Annotated in this window: 16 protein-coding genes; 3 read left to right on the top strand and 13 right to left on the bottom strand. The window is 59.5% G+C overall.

What is annotated here, in order from left to right; all coding sequences use genetic code 11:
* Position 1: 1 nt before the first annotated feature.
* The 12 genes from icmH to tssA all read right to left on the bottom strand — a co-directional run bounded on the left by icmH (position 2) and on the right by tssA (position 12,438).
* A complete protein-coding gene (gene icmH, locus FRT59_RS17280; protein ID WP_153871807.1) occupies positions 2-862 on the bottom strand; it encodes a type IVB secretion system protein IcmH/DotU in 861 nt (286 codons plus the stop codon).
* 5 nt (positions 863-867) lie between these two features.
* Complete coding sequence (gene tssK, locus FRT59_RS17275) at positions 868-2,196, bottom strand: type VI secretion system baseplate subunit TssK (protein WP_153871806.1); 1,329 nt, start codon at positions 2,194-2,196, stop codon at positions 868-870.
* 1 nt (position 2,197) lies between these two features.
* Positions 2,198-2,683, bottom strand: coding sequence for a type VI secretion system lipoprotein TssJ (gene tssJ, locus FRT59_RS17270; RefSeq protein WP_153839547.1), 486 nt, complete (start codon positions 2,681-2,683; stop codon positions 2,198-2,200).
* Between the two features lie 5 nt (positions 2,684-2,688).
* On the bottom strand, positions 2,689-3,879 hold the full coding sequence (gene tagH / locus FRT59_RS17265) for a type VI secretion system-associated FHA domain protein TagH (RefSeq protein ID WP_153871805.1): 1,191 nt from the start codon (positions 3,877-3,879) through the stop codon (positions 2,689-2,691).
* A gap of 17 nt (positions 3,880-3,896) precedes the next feature.
* Positions 3,897-4,028, bottom strand: a complete 132-nt coding sequence (locus FRT59_RS17260; protein WP_153839545.1) for a type VI secretion protein — start codon at positions 4,026-4,028, stop codon at positions 3,897-3,899.
* Positions 4,029-4,063: 35 nt separating this feature from the next.
* Positions 4,064-5,593 carry a sigma-54-dependent Fis family transcriptional regulator gene (locus tag FRT59_RS17255; protein ID WP_153871804.1) on the bottom strand — a complete coding sequence of 510 codons (1,530 nt, stop codon included), beginning with the start codon at positions 5,591-5,593 and terminating at the stop codon, positions 4,064-4,066.
* Between the two features lie 97 nt (positions 5,594-5,690).
* On the bottom strand, positions 5,691-6,698 hold the full coding sequence (tssG, locus tag FRT59_RS17250) for a type VI secretion system baseplate subunit TssG (protein WP_153839543.1): 1,008 nt from the start codon (positions 6,696-6,698) through the stop codon (positions 5,691-5,693).
* A complete protein-coding gene (tssF, locus tag FRT59_RS17245) occupies positions 6,662-8,449 on the bottom strand; it encodes a type VI secretion system baseplate subunit TssF (RefSeq protein WP_153871803.1) in 1,788 nt (595 codons plus the stop codon). Before tssF ends, tssG begins: the two co-directional genes overlap by 37 nt.
* Positions 8,439-8,840 carry a type VI secretion system baseplate subunit TssE gene (gene tssE / locus FRT59_RS17240; protein WP_034119923.1) on the bottom strand — a complete coding sequence of 134 codons (402 nt, stop codon included), beginning with the start codon at positions 8,838-8,840 and terminating at the stop codon, positions 8,439-8,441. Before tssE ends, tssF begins: the two co-directional genes overlap by 11 nt.
* A gap of 14 nt (positions 8,841-8,854) precedes the next feature.
* The gene (gene tssC / locus FRT59_RS17235) at positions 8,855-10,333 is read right to left on the bottom strand and encodes a type VI secretion system contractile sheath large subunit (RefSeq protein ID WP_153871802.1); all 1,479 of its coding nucleotides are present in this window, start codon (positions 10,331-10,333) and stop codon (positions 8,855-8,857) included.
* A 27-nt stretch (positions 10,334-10,360) separates the two neighbouring features.
* The gene (tssB, locus tag FRT59_RS17230) at positions 10,361-10,858 is read right to left on the bottom strand and encodes a type VI secretion system contractile sheath small subunit (protein ID WP_153871801.1); all 498 of its coding nucleotides are present in this window, start codon (positions 10,856-10,858) and stop codon (positions 10,361-10,363) included.
* 26 nt (positions 10,859-10,884) lie between these two features.
* Entirely contained in the window at positions 10,885-12,438 is a 1,554-nt protein-coding gene (gene tssA / locus FRT59_RS17225) for a type VI secretion system protein TssA (protein WP_153871800.1), read from the bottom strand.
* Positions 12,439-12,914: 476 nt separating this feature from the next.
* Between tssA and FRT59_RS17220 the strand changes: the two genes are divergently transcribed.
* Positions 12,915-13,430 carry an Hcp family type VI secretion system effector gene (locus FRT59_RS17220; protein ID WP_034119926.1) on the top strand — a complete coding sequence of 172 codons (516 nt, stop codon included), beginning with the start codon at positions 12,915-12,917 and terminating at the stop codon, positions 13,428-13,430.
* Between the two features lie 46 nt (positions 13,431-13,476).
* Here the strand turns inward: FRT59_RS17220 and FRT59_RS17215 are convergent, their stop codons facing one another.
* The gene (locus tag FRT59_RS17215) at positions 13,477-14,298 is read right to left on the bottom strand and encodes an aldo/keto reductase (RefSeq protein ID WP_153871799.1); all 822 of its coding nucleotides are present in this window, start codon (positions 14,296-14,298) and stop codon (positions 13,477-13,479) included.
* A 106-nt stretch (positions 14,299-14,404) separates the two neighbouring features.
* Here FRT59_RS17215 and FRT59_RS17210 point away from each other — a divergent pair, with 106 nt between their 5' ends.
* On the top strand, positions 14,405-14,899 hold the full coding sequence (locus tag FRT59_RS17210) for a DUF1543 domain-containing protein (protein WP_153871798.1): 495 nt from the start codon (positions 14,405-14,407) through the stop codon (positions 14,897-14,899).
* A 108-nt stretch (positions 14,900-15,007) separates the two neighbouring features.
* Positions 15,008-15,289 carry a peptidylprolyl isomerase gene (locus tag FRT59_RS17205; RefSeq protein ID WP_034119930.1) on the top strand — a complete coding sequence of 94 codons (282 nt, stop codon included), beginning with the start codon at positions 15,008-15,010 and terminating at the stop codon, positions 15,287-15,289.
* Positions 15,290-15,343: the final 54 nt, after the last annotated feature.

Raw genomic sequence — 15,343 nt, 5'->3', positions numbered from 1 at the left:
TTTACAAGGGCGTGCGGATCAGATCCGACGCCGAAAATTGAAGGGGTTGCAGCACAATCGCCCGCTCCTTGCTCAGCACCCAGGCAAAGGCTGCGTACATAGCCAGCAAGCAGACCAGGGTGAAGACCACCAACCAGCCGGCGGGAATGACACGGGGCCACTTGCGCCGGCCCGCCCCCAGTGCTGCAGGCAGTAGCGGCAACGCCGGCGGCTCCCCGCGCACATGTCTGATCTGGCGATACAAGGCATCGCGAACGGACTCGAGTTGCGACACGCCCCGCTCCATGACCCGATACTTGCCCTCGAACCCCAAGGACAGGCACAGGTACAACAGTTCCAGCATCGCCAGGTGCTTCACCGGGTCGCGCGACAGTCGCTCCAACAGTTGGAAAACCTTCTCGCCCCCGAAGGTTTCGTTATGAAAGCGGCTCAACAGGCTCATCTTCGACCATTCGCTCTGGGCCCCCCAAGGCGTAGTGACCACCGCTTCATCGAGCACACTGCACAACACATAGCGCGCCGACATGACCTGGCTGCTTTCAACACCGCCCTGCAACGCACGGGTTTCGAACTGAGTCACCGCCAACGACAATCGGTCGTTGAGCGTGCCCAGGCTTTCACGACCGGAGCAGACCTTGAGCCCCACGACCTCGGACAACAACGCCCAGGCGGCAGCCACCACAGGGTTGAGCCCAGCCTTGAAGCTCAGGGTCTCGAGCATATGGCCGGCGTAGATCATGCGGTCTTCCAACTGCTCATAACGCGGCGGCGACGGGAAGTCCGTCAACGGCCCCTGTGCAGGCCCATGACTCTCACGGTCAAGCAGGACGGTTTTTTCATCCTGAGTGTATTCACTGTCCATGGCATTCAGTTCCTGATGGCCCAGAAGTTGAGTTCAAGCCCGGCGAATTCACCCCCCACATGGAAAGCGAAACCACCCGACTGCTCCAGCTGTGCGATATCTCGGCTGCTCATATCGAGCATGAAATAGGTTTTGCCGGCATGAAACGGAATCTGTCGCGGCGCCACTGGCAGGGGCTTGACCTTGATACCGGCCAAGTGCAGGTTGACCAATTCACGTATGCGCTCTACCGGCCCGACCTTCAGGTGCGCCGGCAGGCGCTGGCGCAGTTCCTCCGCGTCACACTGCGCAGTGGCTGCCAGAATGAACGTGGCCGTACCGAGCAATTTCAACTCGCTTACCGGGCACACCAGCACCCCGTACTGACGTGGCTGCAATGTCAGCTCGATCGCATGTTGCTCCAACACCACCGACAGCACCGCACGTACACGCTCCATCAGCCCGCGAAAACTGGCGCCCTGGTCGGCGTGCTGGTAATGCACATCCAGATGCGCACGCTTACTGTCACTGGCGAACGTTGATAACTCACCCAGCATCGACACCAGCGCGCGGAACATCGCTTCGGGCCGGACCCGGGCCTGGCTCAGGCAGTGCCGCAACTCCAACTCGGTGCGATTGATCACTTGCAGCATCAGAAAGTCACCGAGTTGCGTACCGGCGGCCGTGCTCTCCCCGCGAATGCGCGCCGCAATGGCATCGCCCCGGCTGGCAAGCAAGCCGACCACCTCCTTGAGACATGACGCCACGTACCCATGCTCCTGCACGAAAATGAACGTGGGGACAAACGCCGTATCGAGGATCACGCCCCCTTCACCGGTGGCATCCAGTACCTGGGCAACCTTGAGCTTGACGAAGCGCTGGTCACCCGGCTGTTCGCCCAGCAGGAGACGTAAATCGGGGCGAGCACAGTTGATCCGGCAACGTGCATCCACACCGACGTTGGAGTCCCCCACTTCCACTTCACAGCTGAGGTAGCGCGCCAGAACATCACTCTGCTCTGGCTGACGGACGTCAAGGCAGGTGCCGCTAGCCAGGGGCAGCGCCAGGTAAACCCCTTGCTTGCCCGCATCAGTGGGCACCTGCAACACCAGCGGCTCCATGGCGGTACTCAAGTCAAACAGGCTACCGTCCGGCAAGACGCCACTGGCCTGGTTGACCACCAGCTTGCCTAGCTTGAGGTACTGCATATTGAGTTCCAGCGTGAGCAAGCCCCAGGCATCACTGCCCAACAGACGCGTCTGGTTAAGCTGCTGGTGGTAATAGCGATCGTTGTGCTGCAAGTGCTGGGGCCGCAACAGCATGCCTTCCTGCCAGATAACTTTATGAACAGGCATGTCACTGGGTCTCCACGCCGGCAAGCGAGCCGGCAGCGTGTATACCGGCCTGGCCCAGCACCAGGTCGGCCCGGTTCAATTGCTGCGCGGTTACGGGTAGCAGCAGCCGCCACTGGACATGCGGCAAGTCTCGATAAGCCGCCAGCACTCCCACAAAACGACTGTCAGGTCCGATACGAAGTTTGAACGCCAGGCGATCACCCGGGCGCAATTCAACTTCCTCGCTGTTTACCCAGTCTTTTGGTAGCACCTGCTGCGCATTGCCATACAGGCCGAAGAAGTCGGCATGTTCGAAGGCCCCGCCATGACGCAGTTCAATCAAATGCACCACCACTGGGGACGGGCGGCCGTGCAGGTCAGGGTTGACGTGCTCGCTGGCAGTCAGCACCACGTCCAGCTTGGTCAGCGTGGAAAAAGGCGACAGCGTGCTGCAGCCAGCCAGCAGGCCCAGCAAGAGCAACAGCGAAGTGAGGGTGGCTCTATACATGAATATCATCCTGAAAAATCAATGTGCAGGGTGGAGATCAGGCGCACCTGTTCCTCATACGCCTTGGCGAAATCGCCACCCAAGGGGCGATCGAGCAACCGTTCTCGCGCCACCAACCGTTGGTAGTGACGTTGGTAAGCACGCCAATGCCCACCATCCGTGAAAAACCTGGGCGACTTGCCCTGAGACTCGAAGCACCCCAGCAAATGGCCTGGCTCAAAGGCGGCGCGGGTGTTCCGTACGGCGCTTCGACAGGCCGCCAACAGCGCGACCTGGTGTATTTGCAGTTCCCGATGAGCCTGTGCGATAGCCCGTACTGCGGGCAGTTGGCCCAACTCTTTTGCATCCAACATCGCGGCTAACGCCGCTTGGGTATCGCCGTACATCTTCAAGGGGTTCTGTCCGGCGCCCTGGCTGTCTAGCGGTGCCCTGTCCAGCTCGTTATTCAACTCTTCACGAGTGCGCAGGCTCTGCTGCAGCCCCTCGATCGCCAAGCGAAACAAGCGCGCCACCTTAATCGCCAGCGCCTCCTTGCCTGGTTGGTCGAGGGCATCCAGGCCTACGCCAAGGGCCGCGGCAAACTGTGACCAGAACACCTCATCAGTCGGTGCAGTCGACGCAACAGCGTGCAATGCGGGCCCCTCCACCAAGGGTTCTGCACGCTGTGGGAATACCACATGCTCCCATTCGGGACCGTGGGTGTCCGCCCAAGCCCCTTGCTCGTCGACGACCTCATCCAAAGCCCCCAGGTCATCCGAGGTAGCCTGCCGCTGGTGATCAAGGTCCAGCCCATGCAGAGGGTCAAGCGACAGGAAGGCATCATCGGGAATCGTCACTGACGCGGTGGCCCGTAGCTCGCCGGCAGATTGGGTCGGTTCCAGTAGCCGCGCACGTATCGCCAACGACCCCAGTTCAAACACATCGCCATCGCTGATCAATCGCGCCTGCCCCTTGCGCAGGCGTTCGGGGCTGCCCGCCACCCCGATACCGTTGCGACTGATATCAGTCAGGAAATAGCGGCCTTCACGGTAACCGACCAACCCATGGTGACTGGAGAGTACGCGACTGGGGTCGGGTATCACCCAGTCACACCCGGAGCCACGACCGATCACACCGCCTGCGCCGTCGAATACTTTTTGGTCCAAAGGTGCGGCCTTGTCGCGCTCGACCGCGCAGACCTCAAACAGAAGCTGCATCGTCGCCACCCCTCCATTCATCGACCACGAATGATCGCCTGCGGGTCACCCAAAGGACGGTACTCGGCATCATCGAATACATAGTTCGCGTTACAGCCACCCAGCAAACACAACACAAGCACGACGGCGTGCCATGGACGATCAGGCATCAGGTTTCTCCCACAATAAAAATCAAGTGCGCCATTCAGCGTTTCTCCCTGGCATCACCAAAGGGAATGTTCAAGCGTGCAAGACGATAGAGCAGCGTGCGCCGGGCAACGCCCAACTCCCGCGCGGTACGGGTGCGATTACCGTGGTTCCTGTGCGAGCAATCGAGCAGGAACGCCCGCTCCACCCGCTCCATACGCTGACGCAGGGTCACATCATCGGTAGCGGATAGCGCCGGTGTCCGCGGCAGCGCCAGGTGCTCGGGCAGGATCACGCTGTGGTCACACAACAACACGGCGCGCTCCACCAGGCATTTGAGCTCGCGTACGTTGCCGGGAAATCCGTGGCTCGACAGTTGGTCAAGAGCGCTACTGGACCAGTCAACAGGCGCCCTCTCCAACGCTGCGCAAGCCTTGTCAGTGAAATGGCGCGCCAGTTGCTGCACATCACCGTCGCGCTCACGCAGGGCCGGCAACGTGATGGGGAACTGTGCGAGCCGGTAATAAAGGTCTGCGCGAAAGCGTCCCTCCTCGACCATCGCATTGAGGTCGCAATGGGTTGCCGCAATGATGCGTACATCGACCTTGTGTGCCGCACTGGCGCCCAACGGGCGCACCTCGCCCTCCTGCAGAACCCGTAGCAACTTGGCTTGCAGTGACAGGGGCATATCGCCGATTTCATCCAGCAGCAACGTCCCGCCGTGGGCGGCGTCAAACAGCCCCGCATGATTGCGCTCGGCGCCAGTGAACGCGCCTTTGCGATAGCCGAAAAGCTCGCTCTCGAGCAGCCCTTCCGGGAACGCTGCACAGTTTTGCACGACGAAAGGCTTGGCCCCGCGCGGGCCGCCCGCATGAATCGCCCTGGCCACCACTTCCTTGCCAGTGCCGGTCTCGCCGCACAACAGCACGGTGTAAGCGGTATGCAGAACTTTAGTGATCAACTGGCACGTCTGCTCCATCGCCGCACTGGTGCCGATCAAGCCGTATGCCCGGGCCAACGGCTGGGTGCACCTTGGCGCTGCGCCGCCGTTGGGCCGCATACTGCGCAATACGAATAGTTGATTCAGGGCAAAACTGCCCAGTTGCCCCAAGGATGTTGCGTAGGCTTGCAACTGGGCCGGCTGTTGGCGGGCGCACACCAGCACACCGACAATGCGCTCGCATCGGTTGAACAGCGGCACGCTTAAAAGTGCACGCCAAGGTGTCGCCAACGCCGGCAGGAAACGCGCGTCATAGCAACTGCGTTGCACATCTTCCAGACTCAGGACGGCGCCTTGGTTCAAGGCGTAGTGCAGCAGTTGTTGGTGGTGCAACTCGAGATGAGAGGGGGCGACGGCCAGCGACGGCACCTGGGGTAAATGTTGGGCGATAAGTTCAAGCCCGCCGGTCACTTCATCGAGCAGGTACAACTGGCTGAGTTCGCACTGGCTCAGTCGCGCGGCCCCGGCAACGCACACCTGAGCCAACGAGTGTTCATCACGTTCCAACCCCAGGCGTGTGAAGCAGGCGGACAGCGCATCGGCATATACCAGTGGGGCGGTCAATTCGCCAGGCAGCTTATTGGTCATCGGCTGAACTCGCAGTTGTGCCGGCCATTGCCATCCTCTGTGCCGACAGTGTGCGGATCAGTTGTTGCAGGTCCAGATTAATCATGGTCATTCGTCCCTAATGAAAATTGCCGGTAAGCGTGACCACGCCGTCGGCCCGTTCATGTTCCAGCCAAGTGGTCCAGCCCAGGCGGCAAACCGTGTTTTCTCCGATATGCAACGCCCTGATCTGACCCTCAGCCAACACCAGGCGCAGGTCATATTCCAAGGGATCCCGCAGGGTCAGACGCACCAGCGAGCAAAGCGGCTGATACGCCCTCCCCGTGGGCAGGAAATCGTGAAAACGCTGCCAGTTCAGCGCCCGCACATGCACCCTGAACTTGCCGCTGCGGTCAGCGATGCGGTGCCCCAGGACCAGATCCTGGCCAAGGGCGCAATTGGCCCGCCCCAGGTCATTACGCTGCAACGGATTGACCTGGACCGTGCGTTCAACCCACTGCTCGATAAACAGCGCGTCGTGCTTGAAGTAGTAACGCAGCACAGACTCGATCAAAGCAGCCGAGTGCACGCGTAAACTCAGCAGGCCCAGGTAAGGCAGCAGGCGCTTGCAATCGAGTTGCGAAGCGCCTCTGATTGCGCTGCCACCCAGCCCCATCAAGGCAAACATCTGCTCGGAAAGCCGATCGTTGGCACCTGCCTGGAAACATGCCCGATAGCGGTATTTGCGCCAGATCGGCAGCATCAGGCGATGTAGACGGTGGTGGAACAGATCAAGGAAGTCTCGAGTCGGGTTGCCACCCGATCGCTCGGCAGATGCCTGCTCACCATAAAACGCAGGCAGTGGTGACCCGGCACCGAATAACCCCAACACGTTGAGGCGCAGGCGAGCGCGCAAATGCCCGTTCTCCTTGAAGAACTCCACCCGGTCGATATCGTGCGCGGCAAACCCCAATCCAGGATTGGCCTGAAACTCCAACTGGTCGTACAGCGCGTCGTCATCCAGCAGTGGATGGGCTTCGCGCAGTCGCTCGGTGACCTGCAGAACCGCCTGAAATAGCGTGTACTCACGAATAACACGGCAAAGGTGAGTCAGAGCAGGGGTTGCTGTCCCATCCGCGATGGCCATTGATACACGTCTCCTTGTGTGCTGATGACTCGCAACTCGTGATATGAATTGAGGCTGGCATAGAGGGCAAAAAACTGATTGAGGACAGAAGCGAATACGAACAGGTCGCCCTGGCCGACAAAGCCCTGGGCATCGAGCGTCAGGTCGACCCGCAAGCCACGGACAGGCAGACCACGGTGCAGTCGATCCACGGCCTCATGGCGGATTGAACGCAAGGCACCCAATCTTTTCTGGCTGACCTTCAGCGCCTGTCGATCGTGATAACGCGGCAGATCATAGGTTTCGAGAATCACTTTCAAGGCATTGATATCGGTCAACGATAAATAGTTGAGTGACATGTTACTGATGAGTTTCCACAGGAAATCCTGGTCCAGTGGCGGCGCGAAGCTAGCAGTTGGCGTGCTGATGTTGCGAAACGTCAACGACTCCGGGGTCTGCTCGCCGGGCTGGTTGATCTCGCCTGCGCGTAGCCGCTGCGGCAGGTTGCCGTTGGTACAGGTCAGTTCGATTGACAGGGTTTCCTGGCCCTGTTCGCGCCGGTTACCGAATCCCATCCAGGTGTCCAGGCCGGCATGCTGCACCGAAGAGCGTTGGCGAATGCTGTAACTGGGCGGTGCCGCCATAGGCTCACTGGCGCTGTCATGTTCAAACGACTCGAACGGCACATAGGTTTGGTAGCCCAGCCCGCCAGGGCGCCACCCGGTGACCAGGTCCACGGAAAACACACCGGCATTGCCCGGCGTATATTCCCCAGGCACCAGGAGATACTCATCCTGTTTACCATCCAGGCGAATGGGGATCGCATCCTGTTTGAACAGGTTGACGATGGGCGTGCAGTACAGCTTCACATTGTCCAGGGTAGGTCGCTGAGGCTCACGGCCCTGGGTACGAAGTTCGAAGCGCATCACCATGCCATGCACCTGCCGAAGCAACTCATGGGACAGTGAGTGCACTACATCCAGCCCTTCGACATCGATAAACAGGTACTTCTCGGGAAAGGCGAAGTACTCCTGCAGGTGCCGGTAACCACCGAAGGTGTTCTGCGGATAAGGAATCAGCGCATGCTCCGGGGAAAACCCCACCGGCCGGACCTGGCCGGCACTGAGCCGCAGCGCCACAGGTTGGCCATCGTTGGTGCTGACGGGCAGACCGTCGTGATCCAGGAGTTGCAAGCAAATGCCATCGAGATGGCGCAACAGGCTGAGGTACAGGCCCTGGCTGAGGTAGTGGTCTCCGGCCAGGTGCAGTCGCAGCGAATCAAATGCCAGCTCACTGAAGTTACCTTCGGCACTCATGGTCAGACGCAAGTCCAGCCAGGCACCTTCGCCTTTGCATGTGTAATCCAGAGCACTGAGTTGCAAAGGCATGATGTCGGTGGCATAGCATGTACGGAACCGGCAACGCTCGCCGTGGATCGGGGCGCTTTCCACGGCGGTGTCCCGAGCCACTCGAACGCTGGGGCCAGCACGTTTCAAGGGGTCAAATTGCAGGATGCTGAAGGCCGGTATTGGCCGCATGTAATGTGGCCATAGCAAGTGCATCAGCGAATGCGTCAACTCTGGCAGTTCGTCATCCAGCTTCTGGTGCAGGCGCGCGGTCAGAAATGCAAAGCCCTCCAGCAAGCGTTCGACATCCGGGTCCTGGCCAGCCTCCGCGAGAAACGGCGCAAGGGCGGGATTGCGCTCGGCAAAACGCCGCCCTAGTTGGCGCAAGGCACTGAGTTCGCTTTTAAAATAGCGGTTAAAAGCCATCGGCACAGACCTCAACCCGCCCAGGATCAGCCAGGCGTGCGTGGAACACCACAGGTTGCAGAACGCCGTCGATCACCAGCTCAGCCTCAATGGCAAATGCCAGGGCCAAGGACTCACGAGCACCAGGCAACAGCCTGACACGCACACTCGCCAGCCGCGGTTCATAGACCTGGATGACGCGCTCGATATGCAGCCGCGACTGAGTCAAGGATTCATGCAGGCTGAGCCGCATATCATTGAGGTCAGGCAAGCCATAGTCAGGCAGTGCCTGGACACTGCCCTCGCGAGTGCTGAGCATTTTTCCCAGATGTGCGGCGACGGAAGCCACCGGACACGCCCGGGCCTGCGCACCGTACTCAAGGCGTTCGAAAAGGCTGTTGTGCTCAAGCATGCCCTGGCCTCTGCTCATTCTTTATCGAGCTTACCGACCAGGGACAAGGTGAAGTCTGCCCCCATGTACTTGAAATGCGGGCGCACACTCACACTGACCCGGTACCAGCCAGGCTCGCCCTCGACATCGCTGACGACGATACGTGCAGCACGCAGCGGACGCCGCCCACGTACTTCAGCACTGGGGTTTTCCTGATCCGCCACATATTGGCGAATCCACTTGTTGAGCTCCAACTCCAGGTCCGTGCGCTCTTTCCAAGAGCCCAACTGCTCGCGTTGCAGCACCTTGAGATAATGGGTCAGACGGTTGACCACCATCATGTAGGGCAATTGGGTGCCCAACCGATAGTTCAGCTCTGCCGCCCTGCCTTCTTCACTGGTGCCAAAGGATTTGGGTTTCTGCACAGAGCTGGCGGAAAAGAACGCTGCGTTATCGCTGCCCTTACGCATGGTCAAGGCGATGAAACCCTCTTGCGCCAGCTCGTACTCGCGACGGTCCGATACCAGCACCTCGGTAGGGATCTTGGTTTCGATCTCGCCCATGCTCTGGAAGTGATGCAGCGGAAGGTCTTCGACGGCCCCGCCGCTTTGGGGGCCGATAATGTTCGGGCACCAGCGAAAGCGCGCGAAGCTGTCGGTCAGGCGCGTAGCAAAAGCATAGGCAGTATTGCCCCACAAATAGTGCTCGTGGCTGTTAACCACGTTTTCCTGATAGGCGAAGGTCTTGACTGGACAATCAAGGGGGTCGTACGGGGTGCGTAATAGAAAGCGCGGAACGGTAAGGCCAATATATCGGGCGTCTTCGCTCTGGCGAAAACTTTGCCACTTGGCAAACTGCGGGCCTTCGAAATGGTCCCGCAGGTCCTTCAGGTCGGGCAGCCCGGTAAAGCTTTCCAAGCCAAAGAAACTCGGCCCTGCAGCGGCAATGAAGGGTGCATGGGCCATGCTGGCGACGCTGGAAGCGTAATGCATCAGCTTCACATCGGGAGCACTGGGCGAGAGAAAGTAGTTGGCAATGATCGCGCCCACCGGCTGCCCGCCGAACTGACCGTATTCAGCGCTGTACACATGCTTGTAAAGCCCGGATTGGGTAATTTCCGATGAGTCCTCGAAATCCTCCAACAGGTCCTGGCGCGAGACATTCAACAGCTCGATCTTGATGTTCTCGCGAAAATTGGTGCGCTCGACCAGCAACTGAAGCCCTCGCCAGGAAGCCTCCAACGCTTGAAAATCCGGGTGGTGCAGAATCTCATCCATTTGTTGGCTGAGCTTGGTATCGATCTCGGCGATCATCCGGTCGACCAGACGTTTCTTTACCGGTTCGCCGCGGTTGTGTGGCCTGACCAGCTCTGCAATAAACGCCGACACGCCGCGCTTGGCGATGTCGTAAGCCTCGTCGTCGGCGCTCAGCAATGTCTGGGCAACGATGTTATCGAGGATGCTGCTGGCTTGGGTGACGTGTACGGGTTGCAGGTCGTGCTGAATCGTCGTCATGGTGTCAGTGTCCTTTTACTGAAAATGTCAGGCTTCAGGGCCGTCCAGCCCCAATTCGGCCAGGACCCGAGAGCGGGAATCGCCATTGGCCAATACCTGCTCAATAGCCTTGCGAAAGCTCGGCGTGTTCCCCAGTGGGCCCTTGAGCGCCACTAATGCTTCACGCAATGCCATCAGCTTCTGTAACTCCGGGATCTGCTCGACCAGGTTCGCGGGGTTGAAGTCCTTCATCGCGTTGATCCGGACCTGGATCGCCAGCTCATCCCCATCGGCTTGATCCTGGAGGCGGTCGGGAACGCTGAGCGTCAGGCTCAACGCTTGCTTGGCCAACACTTCGTCAAAGGTGTGCTTGTCGATGCCGATAGGTTTGCGATCTTCCAGCTTGCGTGGGTCCGCACGCAGGGAAAAGTCCCCCAGCACCATCAGCTTCAGCGGCAGCTCGACTTCTTCCTGGGCTCCACCGACGGCGGGTTTGAAGGTGATATTGATACGTTCCTTGGGGGCTACCGAACCATCTTTGGCCATGGAGCTTTTCCTTTTTTGATGAGGCTTTATTCGAGTACTGCTTCTAGGTCGAAATGGCACAACCGGCGATGCAGGGCGTCCTTGCAGTCGCGTAAGGCCTGGTTTTGTGGCAACAGGTCATAACAGCGGCACAGGAGCTGACAGACTTGTACGGCCAATGTCGGCTCCCAGCTCTCCAGGCCCGTGCGCTGCAATTGAAGGTCGAGGTATTCCAGTTGGATCCTGGCCAGGTCGTGCTTGCCGGCCGCCACACACAACCTGGCCAGTGCCAGGCGCCAATGAAAGCGGGTGCGATCGTTGCACGCGCCTTGCAAGCCTTGCTTGAGCACGCCGACCGCAGCCTTGAGTCCGTCCTTGCGCAAACAGGGCATCACCGCCTGCAACGCGATTTCCCAGGGCTCGCTGGTCACCTCGGCTACCACGTTGGACGGCTCGGGTTTACGCACATGGCGCATAACGTGGAGCGCGATCCACTCGCCTGTCGCGGGGTTGGCAAAGGGAGTGCCGTCGTCGAACCTGTACTCAGGCAGGCTCGGCAGACGCTGTAGCAGCAGCGCGAAATGCATTTCCAGCTCGGTCATGGCCAGGTCTGCGCGCAAGGCCTCCAGGCACTCCCACGCCATGCGCAAGCCATCGAACCAGAACAATGCACCGGCCAGGCTGACCTCGAGCTCGAGTAGCACATCGGCGTAATGACCTTGGCTGAACCGGTCCTGATAGCGCTTGAGCTTGTCGGCGGCCAACGGGCGCAGAGCCGTTATCCGTTCACTGTTGGCGTCGGGATAGCTGACGAGCATCAGCCATGCCAAGGTTCGCCCCAGGCGCAGGGCACGCAGGTCGGCGGCGTTCTGACGCAACCACCAGGCACATAAAGGGCGGGCCTGTTCCTGTAATGCCCGTAGCAGTTTGTGCGCGTCTTTCTCGTTGTTGACCGAATGCTCGGGCTTGAACAACGGGGTTGTCGCTTGCGTGACGTGGGCAATGGCGCCCGCGACGCCGCCAGGTTGCGCTGCACCTTGCGCGGCATGGGCCAGGCGCTCCGAGAGCTGTCGGCGAATCGGCAGCAGCAAGGGAGCATCGCCGCCAAGATGGTGGGCCCATAACTGATCCAGACGTTCGAGGTGCTCCAACAGCACCTGGAATAATGGCCGTTGATCGCTGAGCGACAGGTGTTGTGCAAATGCGTGCTCGAGGCGCGATACCAACCAGCCAAATGCCGCTACCCGTGTACGCAGCTTGGCAGGGTAGACATCCGCCCAATGGTGTTCGCAGAGCTCAAGCAGCAACCCGAGACCGGCCAGCAGCCCAGTAAAGGAATCACGCTGATACAGCGCCCAGGTCAACCAGGCCGCGACGCGCAGATCCTTGGAATGCTCACGCAGCAGGCACTCGCTGATTTCGCTGACCTTCTGCCAATCCGGCAGCCCCGTATCATGAATCGATTGTGCCTTGCCAAGCTCGGCTTCCAGCGTTTCAAACTCGCCGGAGAAACGCATGTCACTGCCAACAAAACTGCCTGAAGAGCAGGCTGTTCGTGCAAGTTCCCGGTAATAAGCACTAAGCTTTTCTGAATAATCCATTTTGGGCCACACAAACCGTCCAGGGCAAAATAGGCAAACTTAGCGCCATTGAAGTACGCATCAGATTGCCCTTTAACTTCCGTTCAAAACACATCGAAGTGTGCGAACCTTAGCCATGGAAAAAGCAATCAGCAAGTAACGGAACGGAACTTAAGAAACCTCCTACACGCAACGGCAAATAGGCGCCTGCGCAGTTATTTGCGCAGGGATATCACACAAAAATAGCCGTCTGCCTCGCACGACCGCGTATTTCCAGAACAAATGGCATGAGCAACTAAATGCGCATACATGTGCAACTTACAGGCGTAAAAACAGCCGCAGCCCGACAACAACTTCCAAAAAACCGGGCATTAAACCGTTATCACCTTAACTTCATTGCTCCTCACACTTTCAGGCACGCTTCTTGTTAATTCCTATTCGCCCGGCTATCTCGCCGCTCGGCACCCCCTACTCAATCAGGCAAGGAAACCAGAAACATGCCCACACCCGCGTACCTCTCCGTCACCGGTGTAAAACAAGGTTTGATCACCGCAGGTACATTCACCCAGGACTCGGTAGGCAACATTTATCAGGAAGGTCATGAGGACCAGATATTGGTGCAGGCCTTTGCCCATCAGGTCATCATTCCCCGTGACCCGCAATCGGGCCAGCCGACCGGTCAGCGCGTGCACAAGCCGCTGATGATCAGCAAGGTCTTCGATAAATCCTCACCCTTGCTCTTCAGCGCCCTGACCACAGGTGAAGAAGTGTCCTGCCGCCTGGAGTGGCTGCGCACCTCCTCCGCCGGGACACAGGAGCACTACTTCACCATTGAACTGGAAGGCGCAACCATCGTGGACATCCAGTCACGCATGCCCAACTGCCAGGACCCTGACAACGCCCACTTCACGCATTTGGAGGATGTGCACTTCACCTATCGCAAGATCATCTGGACTCACGAAGTCGCCGGCACTTCCGGCTCAGACGACTGGCGCAGCCCGGTAGCCGGCTAACCTCGCAGGAACGGCTGCCACGGAAGGCGCCGTTCCTGCTGGCCGGCTACACCATCGCCAGCGGATGCTTACGCTTGGGCGCGCCAAACACGCGATCAATCGCGTCCAGGTCATGCTCATCCAATATTAGGGTTGCGGCCCTGGCATTGAGCCGGATGTGTTCGGGGGTGACCGCCTTGGGGATAGCGATAACACCCTCCTGGCGCAGGACCCAGGCGAGAGACACCTGGGCGGTTGTCACGTCATGGCGATGGGCAATCTGCTTGAGGGTCGGGCTCGACAGCAGCTCACCACCCTGGGCGATAGGACAATAGGCCATCAGTGGCAAATGGTGCTGTTGCCACCATGGCAGCAGGTCGAATTCAATTCCGCGTTCTTCGATGTTATAGAGCACCTGGTTGGTCGCGCACGCCGGGGATGCGAGTTCCTGCAGGTCTGCCACATCGAAGTTTGAAACACCCCAGCGGCCAATCTTGCCCGCCTCGCGCAAACGCTCGAAGGCTTCAACGGTTTCTTCAAGTGGGTACTGGCCGCGCCAGTGCAACAGATACAAATCAATGTAATCGGTGCCCAGGCGCTGAAGGCTGGCGTCGCAGGCGCGGGGCACGCCCTTGTGGCTGGCGTTATGGGGGTAGACCTTGCTGACCAGAAAGACCTGGTCGCGCTTGCCTCGAATGGCCTCGCCGACCACCTCTTCGGCACCGCCTTCGCCGTACATCTCGGCGGTATCGATGAGGGTCAGGCCCTCGTCGATACCCAGTTGCAGCGCAGCGACTTCGGCGCGCCGCCGGCTCGGGTCTTCGCCCATGCGCCAGGTCCCCTGGCCGATGACAGGAACGGGAACGCCGGCCAGATCAATGGTACGCATGACAACCTCCTGGTGAATGTGCGGGTTAACAGTGTGGCATTGAGCGGACAAAAGGGTTCAATCGCAGTATGGTTGCCCTTTCGCCAGTCGCCAGGAATCACCGGTAATGCTGTTTGTCGTCATGCTCGGGGGCAAGCACCCACGGGCGAAAATTGAAGTACACGATGTGGCGTTCGCGGTGGCGGACACGTTGGAGGCCAGCTACCCGCAACTGCGCGACGCGTGGTTTGGCAGCCCCAAGGGCGTGCATATCGATTCGTGGATGGCCGTGGATGGCGTCGACGGCTGGAAAGTCGAACTCAGCCACCTGGCGCCCGCCGCCGAAACGCCCCGCCTGTACTTCATCAACTTGGGCGGCTATGAGGCCAATAGCTTTGGCGAGGCCCATCACTACCTGCTGGTGGTCGCCCGCAACAAGCAGGACGCCATGAGCAAGGGCAAGCAGCAGATGCTGGGCCATTGGTCCCAGGCGCACACCGACGGCGTGCTGGATATCGACGACTGCCTGCCCATCGATCTGGTGGACGGGCGCTATATCCATCTGGTGCAAGGGCCGCACCGACCGATAATGCAGCGCAACGACTATCTCATGCTGCCTTGAACCGGCACGCTGAAAAATGTGAGGGCTGGAAAACCGGTGGAACTTTGCCGAGAAATAACCGCCTGAATCCGGTACGCTCACCGTTTTTTACTCTAGGAGATTGTTCCCATGGCCAAAGCCACCGCCCGTCACATCCTCGTTTCCACTGAAGACAAGTGCAACGAACTCAAGGCCCAAATTGAAGGCGGCGCTGATTTCGCAGAAGTCGCCAAAGCCAACTCCTCCTGCCCATCCAGCCGCGACGGCGGCAACCTGGGTTCGTTCGGTCCGGGCCAGATGGTCAAGGAATTCGACACCGTGGTATTCAGCGCACCGGTCAACACCGTGCAAGGCCCGGTGAAAACCCAGTTCGGTTATCACCTGCTGGAAGTCACCAGCCGCCAGGATTGATTCAATCTGCGCTGATGCTATAAACAACGGCCCACCCTTTGGTGGGCCGTTGTG

Source organism: Pseudomonas haemolytica, assembly GCF_009659625.1.
Classification (GTDB): domain Bacteria; phylum Pseudomonadota; class Gammaproteobacteria; order Pseudomonadales; family Pseudomonadaceae; genus Aquipseudomonas; species Aquipseudomonas haemolytica.
The sequence above is the reverse complement of the archived record's forward strand: the minus strand, read 5'-3'. Positions and strand labels throughout refer to the sequence as shown.